Here is a 19,080-nt window from a genome sequence, read left to right as displayed (position 1 = left end):
CTGATGCGCCGGCCTGGGGCGCGCGCCTGCTGGCCATCTGGCTGCTGGCCGTGAGTGGCACTGCGTTCGCGCAAGGCAGCGCGCCACCCGCAACACATTCGACCGCCACACGCCCCACCGTGCGCGTCTGCGTCGGCGATTTCCCGCCCTACAACAGCCCGCGCCTGCCGCGCATGGGCCCGGTGCTGGATCTCGCGCAGCAGGCCTTCCAGCGCGCGGGCTACGCCATGCAGGCCGAGTTCATGCCCTGGGCACGCATCTTGAAAGAGGGCGAAGAAGGCCGCTGCCTGATCCTGGGCATCTGGCGCAATGCCGCGCGCGACCAGCTGTTCAGCTACAGCGCCCCGCTGCTGGAACAGGAGTTGGGCTTCTTCGTGCGGCGCGGCGAGCAACCGGCAGTGGCCAGCCCCGAGGCACTGCAGCGCCTGCGCATCGGCGTTGAACGTGGCAGCTACCTGCCCGAGGCGCTGCGCCAGCCCGGTCTCAAACTCGATCCGGCCAGCGCCTTGAACACCAACCTCCACAAGCTGGCCAAGGAGCGCATCGACCTGGCCTTCGGCGAACGCGCCGCCGGCCTCTACCAGCTGGCTCGCGAGCCCGAGCTGCGCGCCAGGGTCCAGTGGCTGGAGCCGGGACTGGAGCGCAAGCCCACCTATCTGGCTTTCAGCCACCGCCACCCGGAGGGCGAAGCGCTGCGCCTGGCCTTCGACCAGGCCTTCCAGGCCATGAAGCAGGACGGCAGCTACCGGCGCCTGCTGCGCGCGGCCCAGCTGACGCCTCTGCCCTGATTCAGGCGCGCTTCACACCAGGCCCTTGAAGGGACCGGTGGCCAGCCAGCGCTCGATCTGCGCCTGGCGGTCATTGCCCCAGAAGGCTTCACCGTCGATCAGGAAGTAAGGTGCGCCGAACACGCCGGCGGCAATCGCGGCGCTGTTGACGGTCTTGAGCTTGTCCTTCCAGACCGGGTCGCTCCAGGCCTGCTCGGCCGCGTCGGCATCGAGGCCGCTCTCGGCGGCCAGGGCCTTGAGCTGGGCCGGGTCGTCCAACGACACACCGCGGGTGAAATAGGCGCGCAGTCCAGCGCGGGCCCAGGCCACCGCGGCCGCAGCGCCCTGCGTCTCATGCAGCCACCAGAACACACGGGCGGCGTTCTGCGTGGCAATCGGGAAGCGCGCGGGCTGCAGGTAAGGCAAACCGGCAAAAGCAGCCGAGCGGGCAAAATCTCGAAACGCGTAATCGCGTTTGAGCGGGTGCTCGATCTGCGGCTTGAGTTCGGCCGCCTGGAAGGTCACGCCCAGCAAGATGGCATGCCACTGCACGCGCCGGCCATGGCGCGCCGCGACCGCGTCCACCCACTCCGAGGCGATGTAGCTGTAGGGCGAGGAAAAATCGAAATAGAAATGCAGCGGGCCTTTTTGCATGGCTTGCGCTGAACGTTCGGGCATGGTGGTTTCAAGCATCCTGGAACCATAGACCATTCGGGCCCGTTCTTGCAGCCAGACTTACCAGCAGGCGCGGCACCCGGTGCGGCTGGCGCCCGGGCTCAGCGCCCCGTACCGGCTTCAGCGCTGCGTGGCCGCACGCGCCAGATAGAAGGCGCCCCAGTAGAAAGGATGCGATTGCCCGCCCGCAGACCGCGCCAGAAACTCGCGCTGGGCCGACTGCAAGGCACGCGCGCTGTCGCCATGGCGGCGCAGGGCGGCATAGAAGGCCCGCATCCAGCGCCGGGTGGCGGCGTCGTCCACGCTCCAGAGGCTGGACAAGACTTCGCTGGCGCCGGCCTGCAACAGGCTGGCATTGAGCCCGGCCACCTCGGCCCCGGATCCATCGTCGCCACCGCCCAGACCCGTGGAACAGGCCGACAGCGTCACCAGCTGGGTGTGCGTGAAGGGCATGCGCGCCAGCTCGGCCAGGTGCAGGCGCTGACCATCCCCCAGGCGCAGCCAGGAGCGCGACATCACGCCCGGCCGCAAGGTGAAGTGCGTGCCCAGATGCAGGAGGCCGCCCGCTTCCTTGCGAGCTGCCGCTTGCAACTCCTCCTGCAAGGTGCGCTGGGTGAAGCTGGCATCCAGCCAGCCCTGGCCCCGCCACAAACCCGGCCCGCCCGTGCAGACGCCTGTGCCCAGCCCCTCGATCGGGCCCGCCACCAGCTCGCAGATTTCCTGCGCCACGGCCGGCAGGGCTGGCAGACCGGCCACGGCCTGGCTGCTGCCGAAGGCACGCAAGCGCCGCTCGGACCATGGCGGCGAGCGGGCCGCAAGCTCACGAGCGCCGCCCTCGGGCAGGCGTTGCACCACGCGCAAGCTCTGGCCGAGATAGCCCTCGGGCCCACGCAGCAGGCCCAGGGGCAGGTAGCGCAGCGCACCGTCGAGAACCAGCTCCACTTGCTTGGCCTTGGCATGCCGGGCAGCCCGCAGCAGAGGATGGCCCAGGCGCTGGAACCAGTGGCGCAGCTCGGCATCGACCGGCTCGCGCGCCTCGATCTTGCGCAGCAGCTCGGCCACATCCTGGCCCAGCTGACGCGCCGGCCAGGCCAGCTCGATCTGCGACTGGCCGCCGGCATGAACCATCAGCAGATTGAGCCGCTCCTGACCCGAAATGCTCCAGACCTCCAGCACGCCGGCCGCAGGCCGCTGCCGCCTGGCACCGGCCGGCAGCCCGGGCCTGGCCGCCAGGGGCTGTGCGGGTTGGGTCTGCATCATCTGCTGCATCCACTGCTGCCATTGCTGCAGCCTCATTGCTTCGCCTTCCCGTTGGGCACGCCACTGCTGCTGAGACTGCGCCAGGCGGCGCGGGCTCAAGACCTCGCTGCCTGGCGAGGCTGCGGGCGGTGCATCGGCCCCGCCACGTTCGAGGCCGGCGGCGCTGGGGCTGAAGCCCAGCAGTGCCTCGGGCGCCCGCAAGCGGGCCGAGCGCCGCACGCGCAGCTGGCCATCGCTGAACTCGTCGAGCTCCAGCGCCGACCAGTCGCGCAGCACATCCTGCGCCTCGGCGATGCGCCCCGAACGTGCCAGCCAGGCGGCCTGGTCGCGGTACACAAAGGACAGCTCCTGAACAAAGCCGCGCTCCTGGCCCGGCCGCTTGCCGCGCAGGTCCTGACGCATCAGCTCGATCTGATCCAGGCTCTGGCGACCCAGCTGCATGGCCAGGTCCTCGCGGCCACGCAAGGCCCAGTGGCGTGCCAGGCCATGGAGGTTGTCCCACAGCGGGGCGGGCGCCGCATAGCTGCCCGCAGCGGCCAGACCACGCAGATGGTGCTCCAAGGCGGCCGGCCAATCCGCGAGACTGTCCTGCCATTGCGCCAAGGTCTTGTGGGAGCGCGCCCGATCGGCCGGCGGCAGGCCGTCGTAATCGGGGTGTTGCGCCAGGAACTGCTGCAGTTCCTCGCAAGGCAAGCCCGTGCCACGCTGGGCCACCGCGGCACGGCATCGCCCGTTGTACGCCTCCAGCAGCAGCGAGGGCGTGTCACCGACGATCTGGCGCAAGGCCTGCAGGGCTTGTTCGTAATCACGGGCGGCCAGGGCCGGCTGGCCCAGCTGCATTTGCACCGCCGCATGGCTGAGCAGCAAGCGCGATCGCCAGTAGCCCAGGTCTTTGCGCCCTTTGCTCTCGGACAGGAGCGGCGTCAACAGCTCGGCGGCGCGCCGGGGTTGACCCAGCCGCAGCCACAGCACCGACTGCAGATGGCGGGCACGGATGAGTCGGGCCAAACCCACCGTGCCAAGCATGTCCGGGCTCAGCAAGGCATCGAGGGCCTCGCTGGCCGTCAAGGCTTCGCCCAGCTGGCCCTGGCTCATGCGCAGATTCAGCAGCGTCATGCGATAGGGCAGCACGCGCGGGCTCTTGGCCCCGAACGTTGCTTCGGCCAGCGCCACGGCGCGCAGCGCCAACGCCAGCGCTTCGTCAAGACGGGCGTAGTGCAGGTAATTGGACGAAAGGTTGTGGAACACGCCCAGCTGAGCCGAGGGGTTGGCGTCGGGGTGGCGCTCGATGATGCGCAGCGCGTCCTCCAGGGCCTGCTGCGAGCGGTCCATGCGCTCCATCTGCCCGTAGATCGCCGCCATCGAGGCCAGGGCATCCAGCATATCGGGCGCATCACCGCGCCCCATCTGGCGCAGCAGCTCGGCCTCCTGCTCGGCATAGCCGGCGGCCAGGGCCAGCTGATCCTGGGCATGGCTGACGACCGTGCGCAGATTCAGGATCTCACCCATCAGCGCGCTGACGGCCAGGCCTTGCCCCTGCAGCAAGGCCTCGGCTTCGCTCAGGCTGGCCTCGCTGCGCTCCACCCAACCCGGCGCTTGGCGGCGCCAGCTGGCGGCCACCTCCAGCAGCCGCAGCTGAGCCCGCATGGCGTCTCCCTCGGCGCTTGCAGCCGGAAGCCGGGACTGCAGGGCCAGGGCCTCGGCCACCAAGGGCACGGCCTCGTCACGAGCGGCACGGTCCAGGAGGGCGCGCGCGGCCTGCATCAGGAACCAGACCCGTGCCTCCTCGAAACCCGGGGCCTCAGCCGCCGGTTCCAGCCGGGTCAGCATGTCTTTCAGCTCGGTGCTGAAGGGTCGCTCCAGCAACTGCCAGGCCATGCGGGCCTGCTGCAAGGCCACGGCCAGGGCGACCGCTTCCTTGGGGGGCTGGGCGCAGACCCGGGCCAGCGCAACAGCGGGTTCACGCAACAGCTGCTCCAGCATGGGCCAGCGGGCTTCGCCGGCTGCGGGAGCCCCATCGCACAGGGTCAGCAAGGCCTGACGGCTCGTCTCAGGAACGGCGCGGCTTTCGGTTCGGCTGCCCGGTGCTGCGGCCCACGCAGGCACGGTCAGCAGGCCCATGGCCAGCAGACAGGCCGCCACACCCCCGCGCCGCATCATGGTCGAGCGGGCGCCGGGCCGGCGCTCAGTTCCAACATCAAGACACCGTCGCTCGGCCAGGGAATGCTGCGGCGTTTCAAAATCGCCTGCACCACGGGCAAACGTTCGGCGCTCAGGCCGCTCAACTCCACATCCAGACCCAGTCGGCCCAAGCGCTCATAACGCCTGACTTCCAGACCCTGGGCTTGCAGATCCTGGGCCAATGCTTCGCGCCATGCCTGCGGCTCGGGCACCCGCAGCTGCAGCACGCCGTCGCTGCCCCGGGTCACCTCACTCTCGCCAGACGCGCTGGCCGCGGGCTGTGCCGCTTCATCGCTGGGCCAGTTTGCATCGTGCGGCAAGCCCAACCACACCATCAAGCTCAGCGCCAGGGCGCCCGAGAAGGCTCCGCCCCAGCGCCAGGCGGGCGCCTGCCAGACCCCTCGCAAGGCCTCTCGCAAGTCCTCTCGCCAGACCCGGCAGCGCTGGCAGCCCGCCGCACGGAACAGGCCCTCGCGCTCGGCGCGCGCCAGCACCGCCTCCAACTCGCGCGGGGTCAACAAGGGAAGCTCGGTGGGCGTGGCCGACACGGCGCGCTGCAGGCATTGACCTTCGGCATGGGCTTGCGGGCCGGCACCGGGCGCCGGCGTTGGCTGGCCACGCAAACCGCACAGCCAGGCGTCCAGCTCGGCCTCTTGCGCGCGGCTCAGAGGGTCTTGTTGATCGGCCATCATCGTTCTCCTCCGGCCACCTCGGCATACCAGGGCGCCAGATAGTGCCGCGCCTTGCGACGGCATTGGTACAGATACTGCCGCGTGGCCTGAGGCGTGCGATTGAGCAGTCGGGCCACGTCCTCGATGCTCAGCTCATCCTCGGCAATCCAGCGGATGACGGCGGCGGCCTCAGGTTCGGCCTCGCGAAAGCGGGCCTCGCACTCGCGGTAACGCGCCAGGGCCAGGCGTGAGGCGGTCAAGGCCTCAGGCCCGGGCAACTCGTCGGGCAAGGCGGGATCGGGCTCCTGCGCCGCCGCCAGGCTGTGGCTGCTGGGCGGGCGCACCGCGCTGGCACGCAACTCGTCGATGGCCACCGAGCGCGCCACCCGCTTGAGCCAGGGAAACAACTCGGAATCCCCACGGTAGCTGGCACAGGACTTCCAGATGCGCAAGAGCGCGTTCTGCAAGGCATCGCGCGCCGCCTCCGGGTCACGCAGGCACATGCTGCATTCGCGCAGCAGGGCGCGGCCATAGTCCTCGTAGAGCTGACGAAACGCGAGCCGCATGTCTTCGCCTCCTTGCGCACAGGCCCGCTTGAACACCTCTCGTTCCATATCGCCGATTGCTCCCACCGGTTCTTGTAACAAAGTGAGTCTAACGAGCAATTGCGACAGCTTGTCAGCGCTGAGGCCGCTTACCGGGCCAGAAAGCCGCCAGCACAAGCCAGAGACGTAGCGATGAAGCCAACGTCAGGGCCAGATGGATCACAAACACCCCGGTGAAAACCCCAGGTCATTTGCCCCTGACGAATCGCCCGGCGCTCCGTCCCTGCCTCCATGCCGCTGCATTGCGGCGCCAAAGCCCGCCCTGGAGGAAGCCCGTGAACCCTTGCCATCCAACGATTGCGCCCCACCGGGCGCTGCGCCTGCCGAGTCTGCCGCTGCTGCTGGCCCTGATGACGCTGGCCGGCTGCGCCAGCAATCCGATTCAGAAGATCAAGGACAGCATGCCGGATCTGCCCTTCGTCACGCCCCCCTCGCGCACCCACAGCGGATGGCCAGCGATCGCGCCACCACCCGTGGGTGCAGGTGGCAAGGCCGTGATCAGCGACGCTTTCATCGACCAGTTCTTCCAGAAAAAGCAGGTCAGCGGTGAAGAGCTGTTGTTTGAGCTGATCGCCATTCGCCAGACCGCGAGCAAGCTCAAGAGCGGCGCCGGTTGGATGGATTTGGTGGGAGCGCAGGACCTGGCGGCCCGGCCCGGCAGCGGCGCCGACAAAAGCTCAGTGGCTGCGGAACTCCAGAGTGTGGCGATCGGTGCCGCCCTGAGCGGGCTGGAAAGCCAGCTCGACAAGATGCTCAAGAGCAATGGATCTGCCCAGGAGCTGGATCAATACCTCGGCGCATTGCTGGAGGCCAAGCAGGCCTTGGCCGACGAAAAGATCGAGCTGCCCTCGGGCGCCGGCCTGAATGCCCAGCAGAAGCGCCGCCTGGTCAGCATGGCAGCCATGCTGGTGGCCATGCGCCTGAGCAACAAGCAGCTCGACCAGGCACGCAAGGACTTTGCCGGCATCGAGGACGACTTCCTCAAACTGATCGAGCGCCGCGAGCAGGCGGCAGGTCTGCTCTACGAGCTGCTGCAGCAAGGTGGCGCCAGCAAGGCCAGCCAGGCCGCGGGCTTCAGCCCGGCGGACCAGGAGTTTCTGGCCCAGCGCCGCAACAGCCTGAGCCTCAAGGAATTCTCCAACGATATGGGCGTGCAGAACCTGGCCCTGCGCCTGCTGCGTCAGCGCGACCCGGCGCTCTACGCCGACTACCGCAGCGGCGTGGACCGCAGCAGCAAGCGCACGCAAGCCTATGTGCGCTCCATGGTGGGCGGCGCGGCTTTCGGCAGCCTGGTCTCGGGCTTCGGGCGGCAGTTGCTGCGCGTCTACAAGGACAAGAAGAACGAGGAGATGCTGGCCGCCCTGCCCCTGGTGCTGGCCTATGGCGTCGAGGTCAAGCGGGGCCTGGGCTTGAGCTGGGACGTCAGCACCCAGGGCATCTTCCCCGACCTGGGCAAGGCCGTGCGGCCGGCCCGCTTCCGCCTGAGCCAAGGCGAGCAGACCCTGGAGCTGGGCAGCGCCGCCGAAGTGCTGGCCGAGCTGGACAAGAGCGAGGCCGGCGGCCTGCTGCGCGAGGCCTTGTTCCGCGACCACGCGCTGGGCCTGATCTACCGCGTCTACCTCTGCGACCGGGCCGAGGCCGGCCGCATGCTGGACCGCACCATGCCCGCCGATCAGCGCGACCTGGCGGCCCGGGCCTACTTCAAACAGGCGGACCTTCAGGGCTTCAGCTTCGCGGCCAGCTTCTCCGGCCGGCCCGACAACGCCCGCGAGCTGGAGCTCGGCGACAAGCTGCTGCGCCGCGACCACCGGCGGCTGAGCGACGACAGCGGCGGTGCGCTCTCGCAGATCCAGCGCAGCGTGAGCGAACGCAGCCGCGAGCTGAGCAATGACCAGCTGCTGCGCCTGATCTTCGCCAACCGTGAGGGCTCGGCCATGCGCGCCAGCCTGGACCTGGGCCGCGTCAGCGTGCGCGCCGTCCCATCGATGCAGGCCGTCTATGCCTACGAGGCCCAGGTCGATGGCTGCCGCAGCCTGGTCACGCCCGTCGCCGGTGAGGACCAAGGCAACTCCGCGCCGCCCGCGCCCAAGCCGCGCGACAAGGTCGAGCAAAGCCGCCAGGACAAGGACAAGGCCAGCGGCGGCAAGACGGCGGCCGGCGGCAAGCCCGCAGCCAGCACGCCGGCCAAGTCCCAGCTCACCGGCCGTTGAACGCCCCTCCCCCCCATCCCCACCACTCACCGACGGAGCTTTCGCCATGCCTCGCCTCTGTTCCCCCACCCAAGCCGCCTCGGCCGCCCTGACCTGCCTGCTGCTGGCCCTGGCCGGCTGCAAGAGCAACCCGCCCAGCCCGCACGAGAAGGACAAGATCGAGCTCAGCCAGGGGGCCATCCGCATGCCCTCGGGCGTCTACCTCGGCGGCCTGCAAACCATCGACCAGGCCGCCCGCACCAAGCTCTACGTGAGCATGGAAAGCATCGGCGACCCCAGCAACCCCAAGCTGTTGTTCCCGCCCGAGATGGCCCAGGCCGTGGGCCTGAGCAAGCGGCAGATGAACCGCAATCTCATGGACACCATCCTGGCCTCGCGCCGCTTCGACGTGCTGGAGATGGGCAACAGCGTCACGGCCGAGGCCTCCAGCTTCCAGGTGGCGGCCATGGTCAAAGATGCCTGGCAAAGCCTGGAGCCCATGGAAGGCGGTCGTCGCGTGGCGGTGACGCGCGTGCTGCTGTCCTTGCAGATCAAGGACCTCTACACCGGCGAGCTGCTGCAGGACCGCGCCATCTCGGTGGAAGGCCAGAGCGGCCAGAGCAGCGGCGACCGCACCGTGCTGGGACCGCAGGACAAGCCCAACCAGCCCCAGGTGCAACAGGCCCTGGCCAATGACTACAAAAAGGCCATGCACCGCGCCTTCAAGGAGGCCACGCTGCGCATCCAGGAGGTGTTCCGCCCCCTGGGCAAGGTGGTCTCGTTGGACGGCGACACCATGGGCCTGTTCGGCGGCATCCGCCAGGGCTTCCAGGGCAAGGATGAGCTGGTGGTCTTCCGCGTGCGCACCCTGCGCCTGCCCAATGGCAAAGAGGAGATCAGCAGCACCATCCCCGTGGCGGCGGTTCGCTGCGACGGGGTGGGCAGCAACACCAGCCAGTGCGACATCATCCGCAAGCACCCGCAGCACCAGGTGCAGCCGGGCGACTATGCCGTGCTCAGCGAGTACTCCAAGGACAACGGCGCGAGGATGGAATGAAGGAGCGCCGCCTCACCCCACCACCCCTGCCGCAGCTGAGCCGGCGCACGCTGATCCAGCGCAGCACGGCCCTGGGCCTGAGCCCCAGCCTGGCCACGCTGGGCACGGCCTCGGCCGGCCTGGGCTTGCTGGCCGCGCCCCGGCCGGCCGGCTCGGCGCCCTCACCCCAGGCCCTTCCCGTGACCGTGCTCTACCGCCGCGAGGCGGCCGGTGCCTCGGCCCGGCTGGACCCGGTGGTGCAGACCGCCACCCTGGCCCTGGAAGAAGCCTTCCAGCAGCAAGGCCTGCGCGTGATGCAGCCCAGCGCCCAGGTCTATCAGCTGATGGATGGTGGCCCCGGCGTGGTCGTCACCTTCGCTGAAGATGCCGGTTACTCCATGGTCTTCAGCGCCTACCGCAATCTGCGCCCGGTGCCCGGGCAGGAAGCCGGCATCGCCGAGGTGCGGCTGCAGGCCCGCGTCTTCGTCGGCCGCCAGATCCTGGTGTCCGATGAAGGTCGGGGTCAGATGTTCACGCGGCTGGAGGATGGCCAGCAGGAGTTTGGCGAGCGCCGTGCCCTGGAGCTGGCCGCCCGCCAGGCCGCCCGCGATCTGGCCGAGCGCACCGGCCAGCGCCTGCGCCAGCACAGCATGGCGCCCGTCAAGCCCGGCGGCAACGCCGATCTGGTGGCCAGCAGCCAGACCATCAGCACGCCGGAAACACAGCTGCCGCCAGCCGCGCCTCCACCCCCACCCCCTCCTCCTCCTCCGCCACCCGCTGCGCCCCCAGCTGTACCTTCGCCGGCGCCCTCGCAGGCACCCACAGCTGCGCCCCCAGCTGCGCCAACGCCGGCGCCCACTCCCATGCCGCCCGCAGCAGCCAACCCGAGCCTCAGCCTGCCGCCGCCCAGCAAGCGCTGGGCCCTGGTCGTGGGCATTTCCGACTACTCCAGCGTGCGCCAGCGCGAGGGCATCGAAATCAGCGATCTGCAAGGCGTGGCCAAGGACACGGAGAACTTCGCCCAGGCCATGCTGGACATGGGCATGCCACGCAAGAACCTGGCCGTGCTGCGCAATGCCGACGCCACCAGCGAGGCCATCCGACGCGCGCTCAAGCAACTGGCTCGCCAGGTGGCGCCGGACGATATGGTGGTGTTCGCTCTGTCCGCCCATGGCGGCTCCAAGGACATCTCAATCTCGGGCTATGGCGCGCCCATCCTGTCCGATTTCAAGCGCAGCGGCGACAACGCTTCGGCCCTGGACTTCTGGGAGCTGCAAAGCCTGTGCAAATCGCTGCCCTGCCAGCAGGTGCTGTGGGTGATCGACACCTGCTTCTCAGGCAATGCGGCCCGTGATCTGGTGACTGTCGAGATTTCGGCCCAGGGCGTGCAAGCCGCCCAGGGCATCGGCGGCCCCGATGCCAATCGCGTGGCCCAGGGCTTCGGTGCCGGCGACGGCAAGGCCTTTGCCGTGGTAACCGCCGCCAGCAGCGAAGAGGTGTCTTGGGACACCCCCGCAAAAGGCGGCATCTTCACGGTACACATGCTGGCAGCCCTGCGCGCAGCCCAAGGGCGCAGCTCCATCGAGCAATTGGTGGTCAAGGAGATCCGACCCAAGGTGATCGAGCAATCGCGAGACATCTGCCGGCGCCGACGTGACTGCCCCATGCCGCAGCAGACCCCGGTGTTTGCCTACGCCGGCCTGGGCAACCAGATCAAGCTCTGATCGCCGGCTTCGACACACGCCGACCTGCCAGGATCTTCACGATGAACGCCTTGAACGCCCCGTACCGAAAGGCCGCGCCGAGCGGCACTGTCTTGTGGTCGCTGCTGTGGGTGATCAGTATGAACACGGCCCACAGCGCACCCCGGGCTCCAGCCCCGGCCGCAGGACGCTTTCTAATCAGCGAAACGGAGTGGAAGCAGGAACGCGCCACACCGCCGCCGCCCAGCCCCAAGTTCAGCCCCGCGCCGGGCGCACCACGGCTGGAGCTGCTGCAGCCCAAGCCCGAGCCGGATACCCTGGCCAGCCCTTTTGACATCCAGCTGCGCTGGAATGCCGAGGGCGAGGCCCGCATCGAGCCGCAGACCCTGCGCATCCGCTACGGCTGGATGGGGCTGGACATCACCCAGCGCGTGCTGGCCCAGGCCGAAGTGACGGCCGAGGGCTTGCGCATCCGCAAGGCGGCCCTGCCCAGCGGCGAGCACAAGCTCGCCGTCGAGATCGCCGATTCCCTGCAGCGGGTGGGGCGGCGGCAGTTTGAAGTCAAGGTGCAGGCCGCGCCCTGAAAACGCAAACAGGGCCGCAGCATGCGGCCCTGTTCAAAGGGTGCGGATCAAGAAGACGGGTTCAAGGCGTCATCAGAAGCGCGCGGTCATTGCTGCTGTCGCTGTCACCACGGGCACGCACGGCGGCTTCGAAGACCAGGCCGGCACGTTGGCCCGGAGCGAAGCTGTAGGGCAGGCGGAAGACCAGGCTGCCGTCCTTCGGCAGGCTCGCCACGGTCATGCCCACGGCCTTGAGTTCGGTCGGGCAGACGGCGCCGCCGCTGGCGCTGCAGCTCATGGTGCCCAGGGTGGCGGCGTTCTCGCTCGGCGAGCTGACCAGCTGGTTGGCGATCAGCACATCCTTGGCCGCGTCGGGGCCCTTGTTGCTGACGGTCACCACATACTCAAAGCTGCCGCCGGCCGGAACGGCGCTGCTGGGGCCGGTGGCCTGCACGGCGACATCGGCGCTGTAGGCCTTGAAGCCCACGCCCATCTTGCTGCTGGACAGCTGGGTGCCCGTGCCGGTGGTGGCCGAGGCTTCCAGATTGACCGTACCGCTGGTGCCGAGCTTGACGGTGCCGGTGACATCAAAGGTGAGCGTGGCGCCCGGTTGCAAGTTGCTGACCGTCATGCGCGACCCGGTGGCGGGGCAGGCGGTGCCGGCGTTGTCGGATTGGCAGTTGACGACCTTCATGCCCTCGAGCAGCGCGTCGGCGACGATGTTGACATCGGTGGTGGCCGCCACGCCCTTGCCGACATTGCGCAGCTTGATGGTGGCCATGGTCTGGGTGTAGCCCGAGGGAACCTGGGCGTCCGGCAGGCTCATGGTGACCATCAGATCGGGTGCAGGGGTCGGCGGCGGCGGGGGCGGGGGCGTGACTTCACCACCGCCGCCGCCACCACCGCCACAGGCGGTGAGCGCCACCAGAGACGACAAGGCCAGAGCCGCCCAGACCGGACGAAGACGAGGAGCAGAAGCGAGACGGGTGGACAGCGAAGACATGGGTTTTCCTGATTTTTGCGATGCGGGCTGAGTGGTTTTCAGGCCAGGTCATCGACCTGCTTGGCGCCACTCAGATTTGGAAACGCAAGTGTAGAAACCCTAGGTCAGGCTGTCTGTGTACGTTGTGTACAGCCCGCCTTGCGCCGAACCCTGGCGCTCAGCGCCCGGCGCTCGGCGGGCTGGAGGGCAAGCGCGCCAGCGCGGCCTCCAGCACCTCGTCGCGGCCGGCCCGCCAGCCGGCCAGCGTCGGCCGAGCCAGCAGGTCGGGCTGCAAACCCTTGCCGACAAACTCGGTGCCATCGGGCAAAAGATCACGCTTGCTGCAGACCCGCGCGCTGCCGCCGCCGGGCAGCTTGAAGAACAAGGGCTGGCCGGTGCTGCCACCGGTGGCTTCGCCCACCACGGGTCCGCGCGCCATGCGTTTGAACGCAGCCACAAAGTCTTCCGCCGCCGAGTAGGTGCCCCCACTGGTGAGCACGGCAACCGGGCCGGTGAACTGACGCTGCGCATCGGGCTGCACCGATTCCGGGCTGCCACCCTCGATGGTCAAGGGCAGGCCCCAGGCCCGCCAGGCCGAGACCTGCGAGCGCGTCCACCATTGCGAAGTCTCGAAGGCCTGCGGGCTCAGGGTCGCGAGGATGCGATGGCCCACGCTGCTGTTGCCGCCGCCGTTCTCACGCAGATCAAAGACGATGGCGCGCGCCTTGGCGATCTGCTCGAAGGCCGCGAGATAGGCCTGGGCCGCGCTGTTGTCGCCAAAGCTGCGCAGCTCGACCACGGCCACTTCACCCGGCAGCATGCGCCAGCGAAAGCTCGCGTCGTCCGCCTTGGCCAAGAGGGCCGCGCGCGCCTTGCCATCCAGCCGTGGCACCCGCAGCACCCGGCTTGCGCCGGTCTGCGCATCCTTCAGCGTCAGCCGCAGCGCACGCCGGGCATCGCCGCGCAGCAGGTTGTAGTCGTAGAGCCGCTGCGCCAGGTCCTGCGGCGTGGATGCCGAGGTGAAGGGCTGGACATGGCGCTGCACATAGCCCGCCACCGGCTGGCCGTCGATGGCCGTGATCTCCTGGCCCACGGCCAGACCGCGGCGAGACAGCTCGGGGTCCAGCAACTGCGTGATCAGCACCCGACCCTCGATCCAGCGCGTGCGCAGCGCCGGCCGGGCCTGCATGCGGTCCCGCAGAGGCTCGGGCAAGACCAGCCCGCTGTGGCCATCGTGCAGCTGCGCCATCATGCGCATCAGCTCGCGGTAGTAGTCCTCGCTGCGCGGGGTCCGGCTGACCCGCGCCAGCGTCTGCAGATAGAGCGCGTCCCAGTCCAGCCCAGGCACCAGCTCGAAATTGACGAAGTGGGTCTTGACCTCGGCCCAGAGGCGCGACAGCCCGGCCAGGCGCTCGTTGAGCGGCAAGGTTTCACGAAACGGCGTCTCAATCGCGGCAGCGCCGTAGAGGCGCTCGCGCAAGGCATCCGCCGCCCGCGCCCGGGCCACTGCATCCGGCCAGCGCGGGTCGGCGCGCATGGGCGCCAACTCCTGGGCGGTTTCCAGCCACTTCGCCGGCACCATCTGGCGCTCGTCGGCCATGCGGGCCAGGGTCTGCCAGGCGGCGTCCAGCTGGCCGGCCGCGGCCTGCAGCTGCAGGAGCGGCCAGGCATTGCGCAGCAGCAAACCCTCATCGCTGACATCGGCCTGCACCAGGGCCAGCGCTTCATCGACGCGACCGGCCTTTTGCAGCAGCTCGGCCTGATCCAGGCGCTGCTTGGCCGGCGGCCGCGGCGCCGCCTGGCTGAGCAAGGGGCTGCTGCCGCCCGCCACAAGCAGCAACGAAACCAGCACGGAACACAGAGGGCGAACGCTTGGCCTCATCGGACTCTCCAGGACCACCATCGGTCCACCACAAAGGTCCGGATTCTCAACGCAGCGCCCCCTGGGCCGCCAGCGCCAGAAGTGATGGTGGGTGGCAGGAGCGGGCGAACTTCAGCGTGCGATCGACGTGTAAGCGTTGTTGAGCGCGCTCGGGTCGCCCTTGGCCAGGGCGGTGGCGTTGAAGTTCAGGCCGGGGGCGAACTGGTAGGGCAAGGTGATCACCAGGCGGCCACCGCTGGGCAGTTGCAGATCGGTCAGGGCACTGCTCTGCAGATCGGCCGGGCAGACGGCCCCGCCGCTGGCCACACAGGTCTTGGCGCCCAGCACCGGCATGCGGTCGGCCGCGGCCAGCAGCAGCGATTCCAGGCGCACCTTGCGCGCGGGATCGGGCCCGGCATTGCTCAGATCAAGCACATAGGCAAAGCTGCCGCCCGAAGGCATGCGCTCGGTCGGCCCCTGGCCCACGAGAACCAGATCGGCGGCATAGGTCTGGAATTTGTGTTCTACGCGCTTGTCGCTGCTGCCGGTGTCCCCCACGGCCTGGGCGGTCAATGCCACCGTCGCCACTGCCGCAGGCGCTCAAGCCCAGACTGAGGCTCATCGGCAGCAAGGCCCAGGCCCTCAGGCCTCCGGCAAGCTCACCCCCGCCGCCTGCGCCAGCCGCGCCGGCAGCACGGCCAGCGCGGCTGCGTCCCAGGCGCCCATCAGGCAGATCTGCAGCCAGTTGCGCTGCTGCAGATAGGCGCTCTGCCAGGCCAGCTTGAAGCCGGCCCGCTCCAGCTGCGCGCCGATGCGAGCGGCCTGCAGATGCGGCGCCAGGGCCAGGGTCAGGATGCCGGGCATGGCGTGCTCGGACGACACCAGCACACGCCAGGGCTGAGTCGACGACGGCGAGAGGCTGCAACCCAGGACGCGGCGCAGTTGGGCATCGGCGCTGCGCACGGCGCGCCAGCGCGCGGTCCAGTCGATGCCGAGTGCTGCCTCCAGCGCGGCCAGCAGATTGGAGCTCTGGGTGTAGGGCACGCCGTCCGCAGGCGCGAAGGCCGCCAGATCGATGGCACGCGGCAACTGCCCCTCAGGCTGCAGTGCGCCCTCTTGCAGCACGATGGCCAGGCCGGGGAACGCACCCAGAGCCTTGCCGCTGACGGCGCTGGCCAGCCAGACTCCACGCAGATCCAAGGCCTGTTGGCCGAGCGCGCTGACCGCATCGACGCACAGGCGCACGCCGTGCCGGCGGCAAGCCGCACGCAAGAGGCCCAGGTCGTTGCGCATGCCGGTGGAGGTCTCGCTGAGCACGGCCCAGAGCCAGGCCGGGCGCTGCGTTTGCAAGGCCTGCTCCAGCGCCTCGGCCGAGAACGGCTGGCCCCAGTCCAGCCGCAGGGCTTGGTGCGGCAGGCGCCAGCGCCGGGCGTGGTCGAGCAGGCGTTCACCAAACTCGCCGTTGCTGATCACCAGGCCAGCGCCGTCCAGCAGCGAGAGCTGGCCGGCGATCGCGTCGTTGGCCAGGGTGCCCGTGCCCGGAAAGATCAGCGCATCCTCGCTGCCGCTGAGCGCGCACAGGCGCTCACGCACCCGGGCCAGGCGCAGCAGATGCTGCGACCCGCGGTGCGAATGCGCCGGTTCGGCCAGGGCCTGCACCACCGCCTCGGACATGGCCACCGGGCCGGGCAGAAAGCTGGCATGGCGGCCATCCGACAGGAACTCAAGATGCGCGCAATGCGCAGCGTAATCGGGCAGGCGCATCAGCATGGGCTGGTAAGGCGCCTCGGCGCTGCCCACCAGCGGGCCGAAGGGCTGAAAGCCCAGATGGCGGTACAGCCGCGTCTGGCGCAGCGTGCCCGAGATCAGGGCCAGATCGCAGCCCTGGGCGCGGAAGTGCCGAGCCAGCACGCCCGACAGGCGTGCGAAGACACCGTGCTTATGGAAGTTGCGGAAGGCAGGCGCCACCGCCAGCAGGCGCACCTCCATTGCCCGCTGGTGCGGCGGCAGATGGCGGTCGAGATCGGGCAGCTTGCCGTCCAGCGAGAAGGGCCGGGCGCTACGGCCGGCGATCATGCCGACCAGCTCGCCCTCGTGCAGGGCGATGGCGTAGGTGTTCTCGTCGTGAAAGCGGTCCACCAGGCGCCGCGCCGCATTGGGCGCATGTTGCGGGATCTCTTCGACGAAGGTGCGGTAGTTGAGGCGGTGGATGGCCTCGAACTCCCAGGCCTGATCGGCGATCTTGAAACTGAGGGCTGTTTGAGGCCGATCGCCCTCGGCTTCAGAGTCGGGCGCAGAGAGAGTTGCAGTCGTGTTCATCGGGGGCTGATGCTCCTTTCGCATCCTCCGGCCTTGCAGGCACCGACCGGGGAGCGAGAAAGAGAACAGAACACGGGGGACAGCAAGGCGGTCGGGCGGCCCGAGGCAAGGCGGGGCAAGTCATGCTAACCAGCAATGCCCGCGGAGCGCAAGCCGGGCGAGAAGCATCGCTTCACGCGCCCGGCGGCATCGATCTTCAGGCCAGGGCGCGGCCGATCAGGATCTTCTGCACTTCGGAGGTGCCTTCGTAGATCTGGCACACGCGCACATCGCGGTAGATGCGCTCCACCGGGAAATCACTGACATAACCGTATCCACCATGGACCTGGATGGCCGCGGAGCAGACGCGCTCAGCCATCTCGCTGGCAAAGAGCTTGGCCATGGCCGCTTCCTTCAGGCAGGGCTGGCCGGCGTCCTTCAGGCTGGCGGCATGCCAGATCAGCTGGCGCGCGGCCTCGATCTGGGTGGCCATCTCGGCCAGCTTGAACTGGATGGCCTGGTGCTGGAAGATGGGCTGGCCGAAGCTCTCGCGCTCCTTGCTGTACTTGAGCGCCGCTTCGAAAGCCGCGCGCGCCATGCCCACGCTCTGGCTGGCGATGCCGATGCGGCCGCCCTCCAGTCCCGAGAGCGCGATCTTCAGGCCCTGGCCTTCTTCGCCCAGGCAGTTGGCCGCCGGCACACGGCAGTTCTCGAAATTGATCTGCGCCGTGTCGCTGGCGTGCTGGCCCATCTTGTCTTCGATGCGGGCCACCTGGTAGCCGGGCGTGCTGGTGGGCACCAGGAAGGCGCTGATGCCCTTCTTGCCTGCGGCCTTGTCGGTGACGGCCATGACGATGGCGACATCGCCGTTCTTGCCGCTGGTGATGAACTGCTTGACGCCGTTGAGCACGTACTCATCGCCATCGCGCACGGCGGTGGTGCGCAGGCCGCCGGCCTCCGAGCCCACATGCGGCTCGGTCAGGCAGAAGGCACCCAGCATGTCGCCGCGCGCCAGGGGCTTGAGGAAGCGCTGCTTCTGGTCCTCGTTGCCGAAGGCCATCAGGATGGAGCAGACCGGGCAGTTGTTGACACTGACCACGGTGGAGGTGGCGCCATCACCAGCGCCGATCTCTTCCAGGATGATGGCCAAAGCCAGATAGTCCAGGCCGGCACCGTCGTACTCGGTCGGCACGGCCACGCCGTAGCAGCCCAGCTCGGCCAGGCCCTTCAGCTCGGCGGCGGGAAAGTGGTGGCTCTTGTCCCACTCGGCCGCCTTGGGCGCGATCTGGTCTTGGACGTAGGAACGGATCGCGTCCTGGATGGCGCGGTGGTCTTCACTGAGCAGCATGGGTCGGTTACGGCGAGTTTCGTCGCCGCGATTGTGCCAGTCTGCCCCCGCCCGCCATCGGGCGGGCACCCGCTCCGCTCAGGCCTGCTTGCGGCGGCGGGCCAGGGTCATGCCGGCCAGGGCCAGGCCCACCAGGGCCAGCGAGGCCGGCTCGGGCACCTGATTGCGCTGGCTCACGCTCACATCGTTCAGGGCAAAGAAGTCGGAGTTGGTGTCGCGGCCGCCGGCGCCAAAGCCATAGCCGATCCAGCGCATGGAGTAGCTGCCTGCGGCCAGGCCGCTGCTCAGCGTGATGTGCTCGGTCGCGCTGGTGGTGGCGGAGGAGGCCGTCAAGTCGGCAGCCAGATCGGTCCAGCCGCTGCCGCTGTTGATCTGCACCGCGTACTTGTAGCTGGGCCTGGTGTTGCCGAAGTTGTGGTTGTGGTAGTGGGTGAAGGACAGGGTCAGGTCATTCAGCGAGTTCGCCAGCGTGAAGCTCAGCGAGAGCGTGTTGCTGTTGCTGCCGAAAAACTGCGTCCCCACGACATTTCCATAGGGGGCACCCCAGTTCCACACGCCCGCGTTGGCCGTGCTGAAGTTGGCGTTGCTCACGCCCGCTGCGGCCGTCGATGCGGCGACGCCGCCGGCCTGGCCGGGCGCCGCGTTGTCAAAGTTCCAACCCACGACCACACCGGCCTGGGCGCTTGCTGCCAGAGCCAGGGCCACTGCGCCGAAGCTCACTTTGGAAATCAGATTGTTGGTTTGCGTCATTTGTCTTGTCCGTCCGAGCAATGAATGAATGGATGCATGCATGAATGAATCCATCGTTCTCTCAATCCATGAACCACCTCGTCGATCTGTCCCTCAACTCCGGTCCAGATCCCCCCTGCCAAACCGCGACCGCAGATCGCTGGGCGGAGCGGATTATTCAAGAGCAGCGGCCCGCCCTCACCCCCGCAGGC

Annotated in this window: 15 protein-coding genes; 5 read left to right on the top strand and 10 right to left on the bottom strand. The window is 68.8% G+C overall.

What is annotated here, in order from left to right:
* Nucleotides 1-50: 50 nt before the first annotated feature.
* On the top strand, nt 51-788 hold the full coding sequence (locus tag OOB33_RS07940) for a substrate-binding periplasmic protein (RefSeq protein WP_271008287.1): 738 nt from the start codon (nt 51-53) through the stop codon (nt 786-788).
* A 12-nt stretch (nt 789-800) separates the two neighbouring features.
* Here the strand turns inward: OOB33_RS07940 and OOB33_RS07935 are convergent, their stop codons facing one another.
* From OOB33_RS07935 to OOB33_RS07920, 4 genes are all read right to left on the bottom strand, one after another.
* Entirely contained in the window at nt 801-1,445 is a 645-nt protein-coding gene (locus tag OOB33_RS07935; RefSeq protein WP_271008286.1) for a 2-hydroxychromene-2-carboxylate isomerase, read from the bottom strand.
* Nucleotides 1,446-1,562: 117 nt separating this feature from the next.
* The gene (locus tag OOB33_RS07930; protein ID WP_271008285.1) at nt 1,563-4,862 is read right to left on the bottom strand and encodes a CHAT domain-containing protein; all 3,300 of its coding nucleotides are present in this window, start codon (nt 4,860-4,862) and stop codon (nt 1,563-1,565) included.
* Entirely contained in the window at nt 4,859-5,572 is a 714-nt protein-coding gene (locus OOB33_RS07925; RefSeq protein WP_271008284.1) for a hypothetical protein, read from the bottom strand. Before OOB33_RS07925 ends, OOB33_RS07930 begins: the two co-directional genes overlap by 4 nt.
* Nucleotides 5,572-6,120, bottom strand: a complete 549-nt coding sequence (locus tag OOB33_RS07920) for an RNA polymerase sigma factor (RefSeq protein ID WP_165794578.1) — start codon at nt 6,118-6,120, stop codon at nt 5,572-5,574. Before OOB33_RS07920 ends, OOB33_RS07925 begins: the two co-directional genes overlap by 1 nt.
* Before the next feature lie 314 nt (nt 6,121-6,434).
* On the opposite strand from OOB33_RS07920, the gene OOB33_RS07915 reads away from it, so the two are divergent.
* Genes OOB33_RS07915 through OOB33_RS07900 form a run of 4 tightly spaced genes read left to right on the top strand, consistent with a single transcriptional unit; the run spans nt 6,435 to nt 11,671 of the window.
* Nucleotides 6,435-8,369, top strand: a complete 1,935-nt coding sequence (locus OOB33_RS07915; RefSeq protein WP_271008283.1) for a hypothetical protein — start codon at nt 6,435-6,437, stop codon at nt 8,367-8,369.
* Nucleotides 8,370-8,415: 46 nt separating this feature from the next.
* The gene (locus OOB33_RS07910) at nt 8,416-9,405 is read left to right on the top strand and encodes a hypothetical protein (protein ID WP_102768100.1); all 990 of its coding nucleotides are present in this window, start codon (nt 8,416-8,418) and stop codon (nt 9,403-9,405) included.
* The gene (locus OOB33_RS07905) at nt 9,402-11,108 is read left to right on the top strand and encodes a caspase family protein (RefSeq protein ID WP_271008282.1); all 1,707 of its coding nucleotides are present in this window, start codon (nt 9,402-9,404) and stop codon (nt 11,106-11,108) included. Before OOB33_RS07910 ends, OOB33_RS07905 begins: the two co-directional genes overlap by 4 nt.
* A gap of 41 nt (nt 11,109-11,149) precedes the next feature.
* Complete coding sequence (locus tag OOB33_RS07900; protein ID WP_271008281.1) at nt 11,150-11,671, top strand: hypothetical protein; 522 nt, start codon at nt 11,150-11,152, stop codon at nt 11,669-11,671.
* Nucleotides 11,672-11,732: 61 nt separating this feature from the next.
* Here the strand turns inward: OOB33_RS07900 and OOB33_RS07895 are convergent, their stop codons facing one another.
* From OOB33_RS07895 to OOB33_RS07870, 6 genes are all read right to left on the bottom strand, one after another.
* Nucleotides 11,733-12,653, bottom strand: a complete 921-nt coding sequence (locus tag OOB33_RS07895) for a CARDB domain-containing protein (RefSeq protein WP_271008280.1) — start codon at nt 12,651-12,653, stop codon at nt 11,733-11,735.
* Between the two features lie 157 nt (nt 12,654-12,810).
* The gene (locus OOB33_RS07890) at nt 12,811-14,484 is read right to left on the bottom strand and encodes a S41 family peptidase (protein WP_271008279.1); all 1,674 of its coding nucleotides are present in this window, start codon (nt 14,482-14,484) and stop codon (nt 12,811-12,813) included.
* Nucleotides 14,485-14,625: 141 nt separating this feature from the next.
* Nucleotides 14,626-15,072 carry a hypothetical protein gene (locus tag OOB33_RS07885; protein WP_271008278.1) on the bottom strand — a complete coding sequence of 149 codons (447 nt, stop codon included), beginning with the start codon at nt 15,070-15,072 and terminating at the stop codon, nt 14,626-14,628.
* A 63-nt stretch (nt 15,073-15,135) separates the two neighbouring features.
* Nucleotides 15,136-16,812, bottom strand: coding sequence for a GNAT family N-acetyltransferase (locus tag OOB33_RS07880; RefSeq protein ID WP_271008277.1), 1,677 nt, complete (start codon nt 16,810-16,812; stop codon nt 15,136-15,138).
* A 196-nt stretch (nt 16,813-17,008) separates the two neighbouring features.
* A complete protein-coding gene (locus OOB33_RS07875) occupies nt 17,009-18,139 on the bottom strand; it encodes an acyl-CoA dehydrogenase family protein (protein ID WP_271008276.1) in 1,131 nt (376 codons plus the stop codon).
* Between the two features lie 78 nt (nt 18,140-18,217).
* Nucleotides 18,218-18,889, bottom strand: a complete 672-nt coding sequence (locus tag OOB33_RS07870) for a PEP-CTERM sorting domain-containing protein (RefSeq protein WP_271008275.1) — start codon at nt 18,887-18,889, stop codon at nt 18,218-18,220.
* Between the last annotated feature and the right edge of the window lie 191 nt (nt 18,890-19,080).

Origin of the sequence: Paucibacter sp. B51, from assembly GCF_027863535.1 — a bacterium.
GTDB classification, from domain to species: Bacteria; Pseudomonadota; Gammaproteobacteria; order Burkholderiales; family Burkholderiaceae_C; genus Paucibacter_A; species Paucibacter_A aquatilis.
This window is presented reverse-complemented; position numbering and strand designations above follow the sequence as displayed.

Excerpts from the sequence above, each read along its gene's own strand:
- OOB33_RS07935 (WP_271008286.1), bottom strand. The coding sequence starts at position 1,445 with ATGCCCGAACGTTCAGCGCAAGCCATGCAAAAAGGCCCGCTGCATTTC.
- OOB33_RS07930 (WP_271008285.1), bottom strand. The coding sequence starts at position 4,862 with ATGATGCGGCGCGGGGGTGTGGCGGCCTGTCTGCTGGCCATGGGCCTG.
- OOB33_RS07925 (WP_271008284.1), bottom strand. The coding sequence starts at position 5,572 with ATGGCCGATCAACAAGACCCTCTGAGCCGCGCGCAAGAGGCCGAGCTG.
- OOB33_RS07920 (WP_165794578.1), bottom strand. The coding sequence starts at position 6,120 with ATGCGGCTCGCGTTTCGTCAGCTCTACGAGGACTATGGCCGCGCCCTG.
- OOB33_RS07910 (WP_102768100.1), top strand. The coding sequence starts at position 8,416 with ATGCCTCGCCTCTGTTCCCCCACCCAAGCCGCCTCGGCCGCCCTGACC.
- OOB33_RS07905 (WP_271008282.1), top strand. The coding sequence starts at position 9,402 with ATGAAGGAGCGCCGCCTCACCCCACCACCCCTGCCGCAGCTGAGCCGG.
- OOB33_RS07900 (WP_271008281.1), top strand. The coding sequence starts at position 11,150 with ATGAACGCCTTGAACGCCCCGTACCGAAAGGCCGCGCCGAGCGGCACT.
- OOB33_RS07895 (WP_271008280.1), bottom strand. The coding sequence starts at position 12,653 with ATGTCTTCGCTGTCCACCCGTCTCGCTTCTGCTCCTCGTCTTCGTCCG.
- OOB33_RS07880 (WP_271008277.1), bottom strand. The coding sequence starts at position 16,812 with ATGAACACGACTGCAACTCTCTCTGCGCCCGACTCTGAAGCCGAGGGC.
- OOB33_RS07875 (WP_271008276.1), bottom strand. The coding sequence starts at position 18,139 with ATGCTGCTCAGTGAAGACCACCGCGCCATCCAGGACGCGATCCGTTCC.
- OOB33_RS07870 (WP_271008275.1), bottom strand. The coding sequence starts at position 18,889 with ATGACGCAAACCAACAATCTGATTTCCAAAGTGAGCTTCGGCGCAGTG.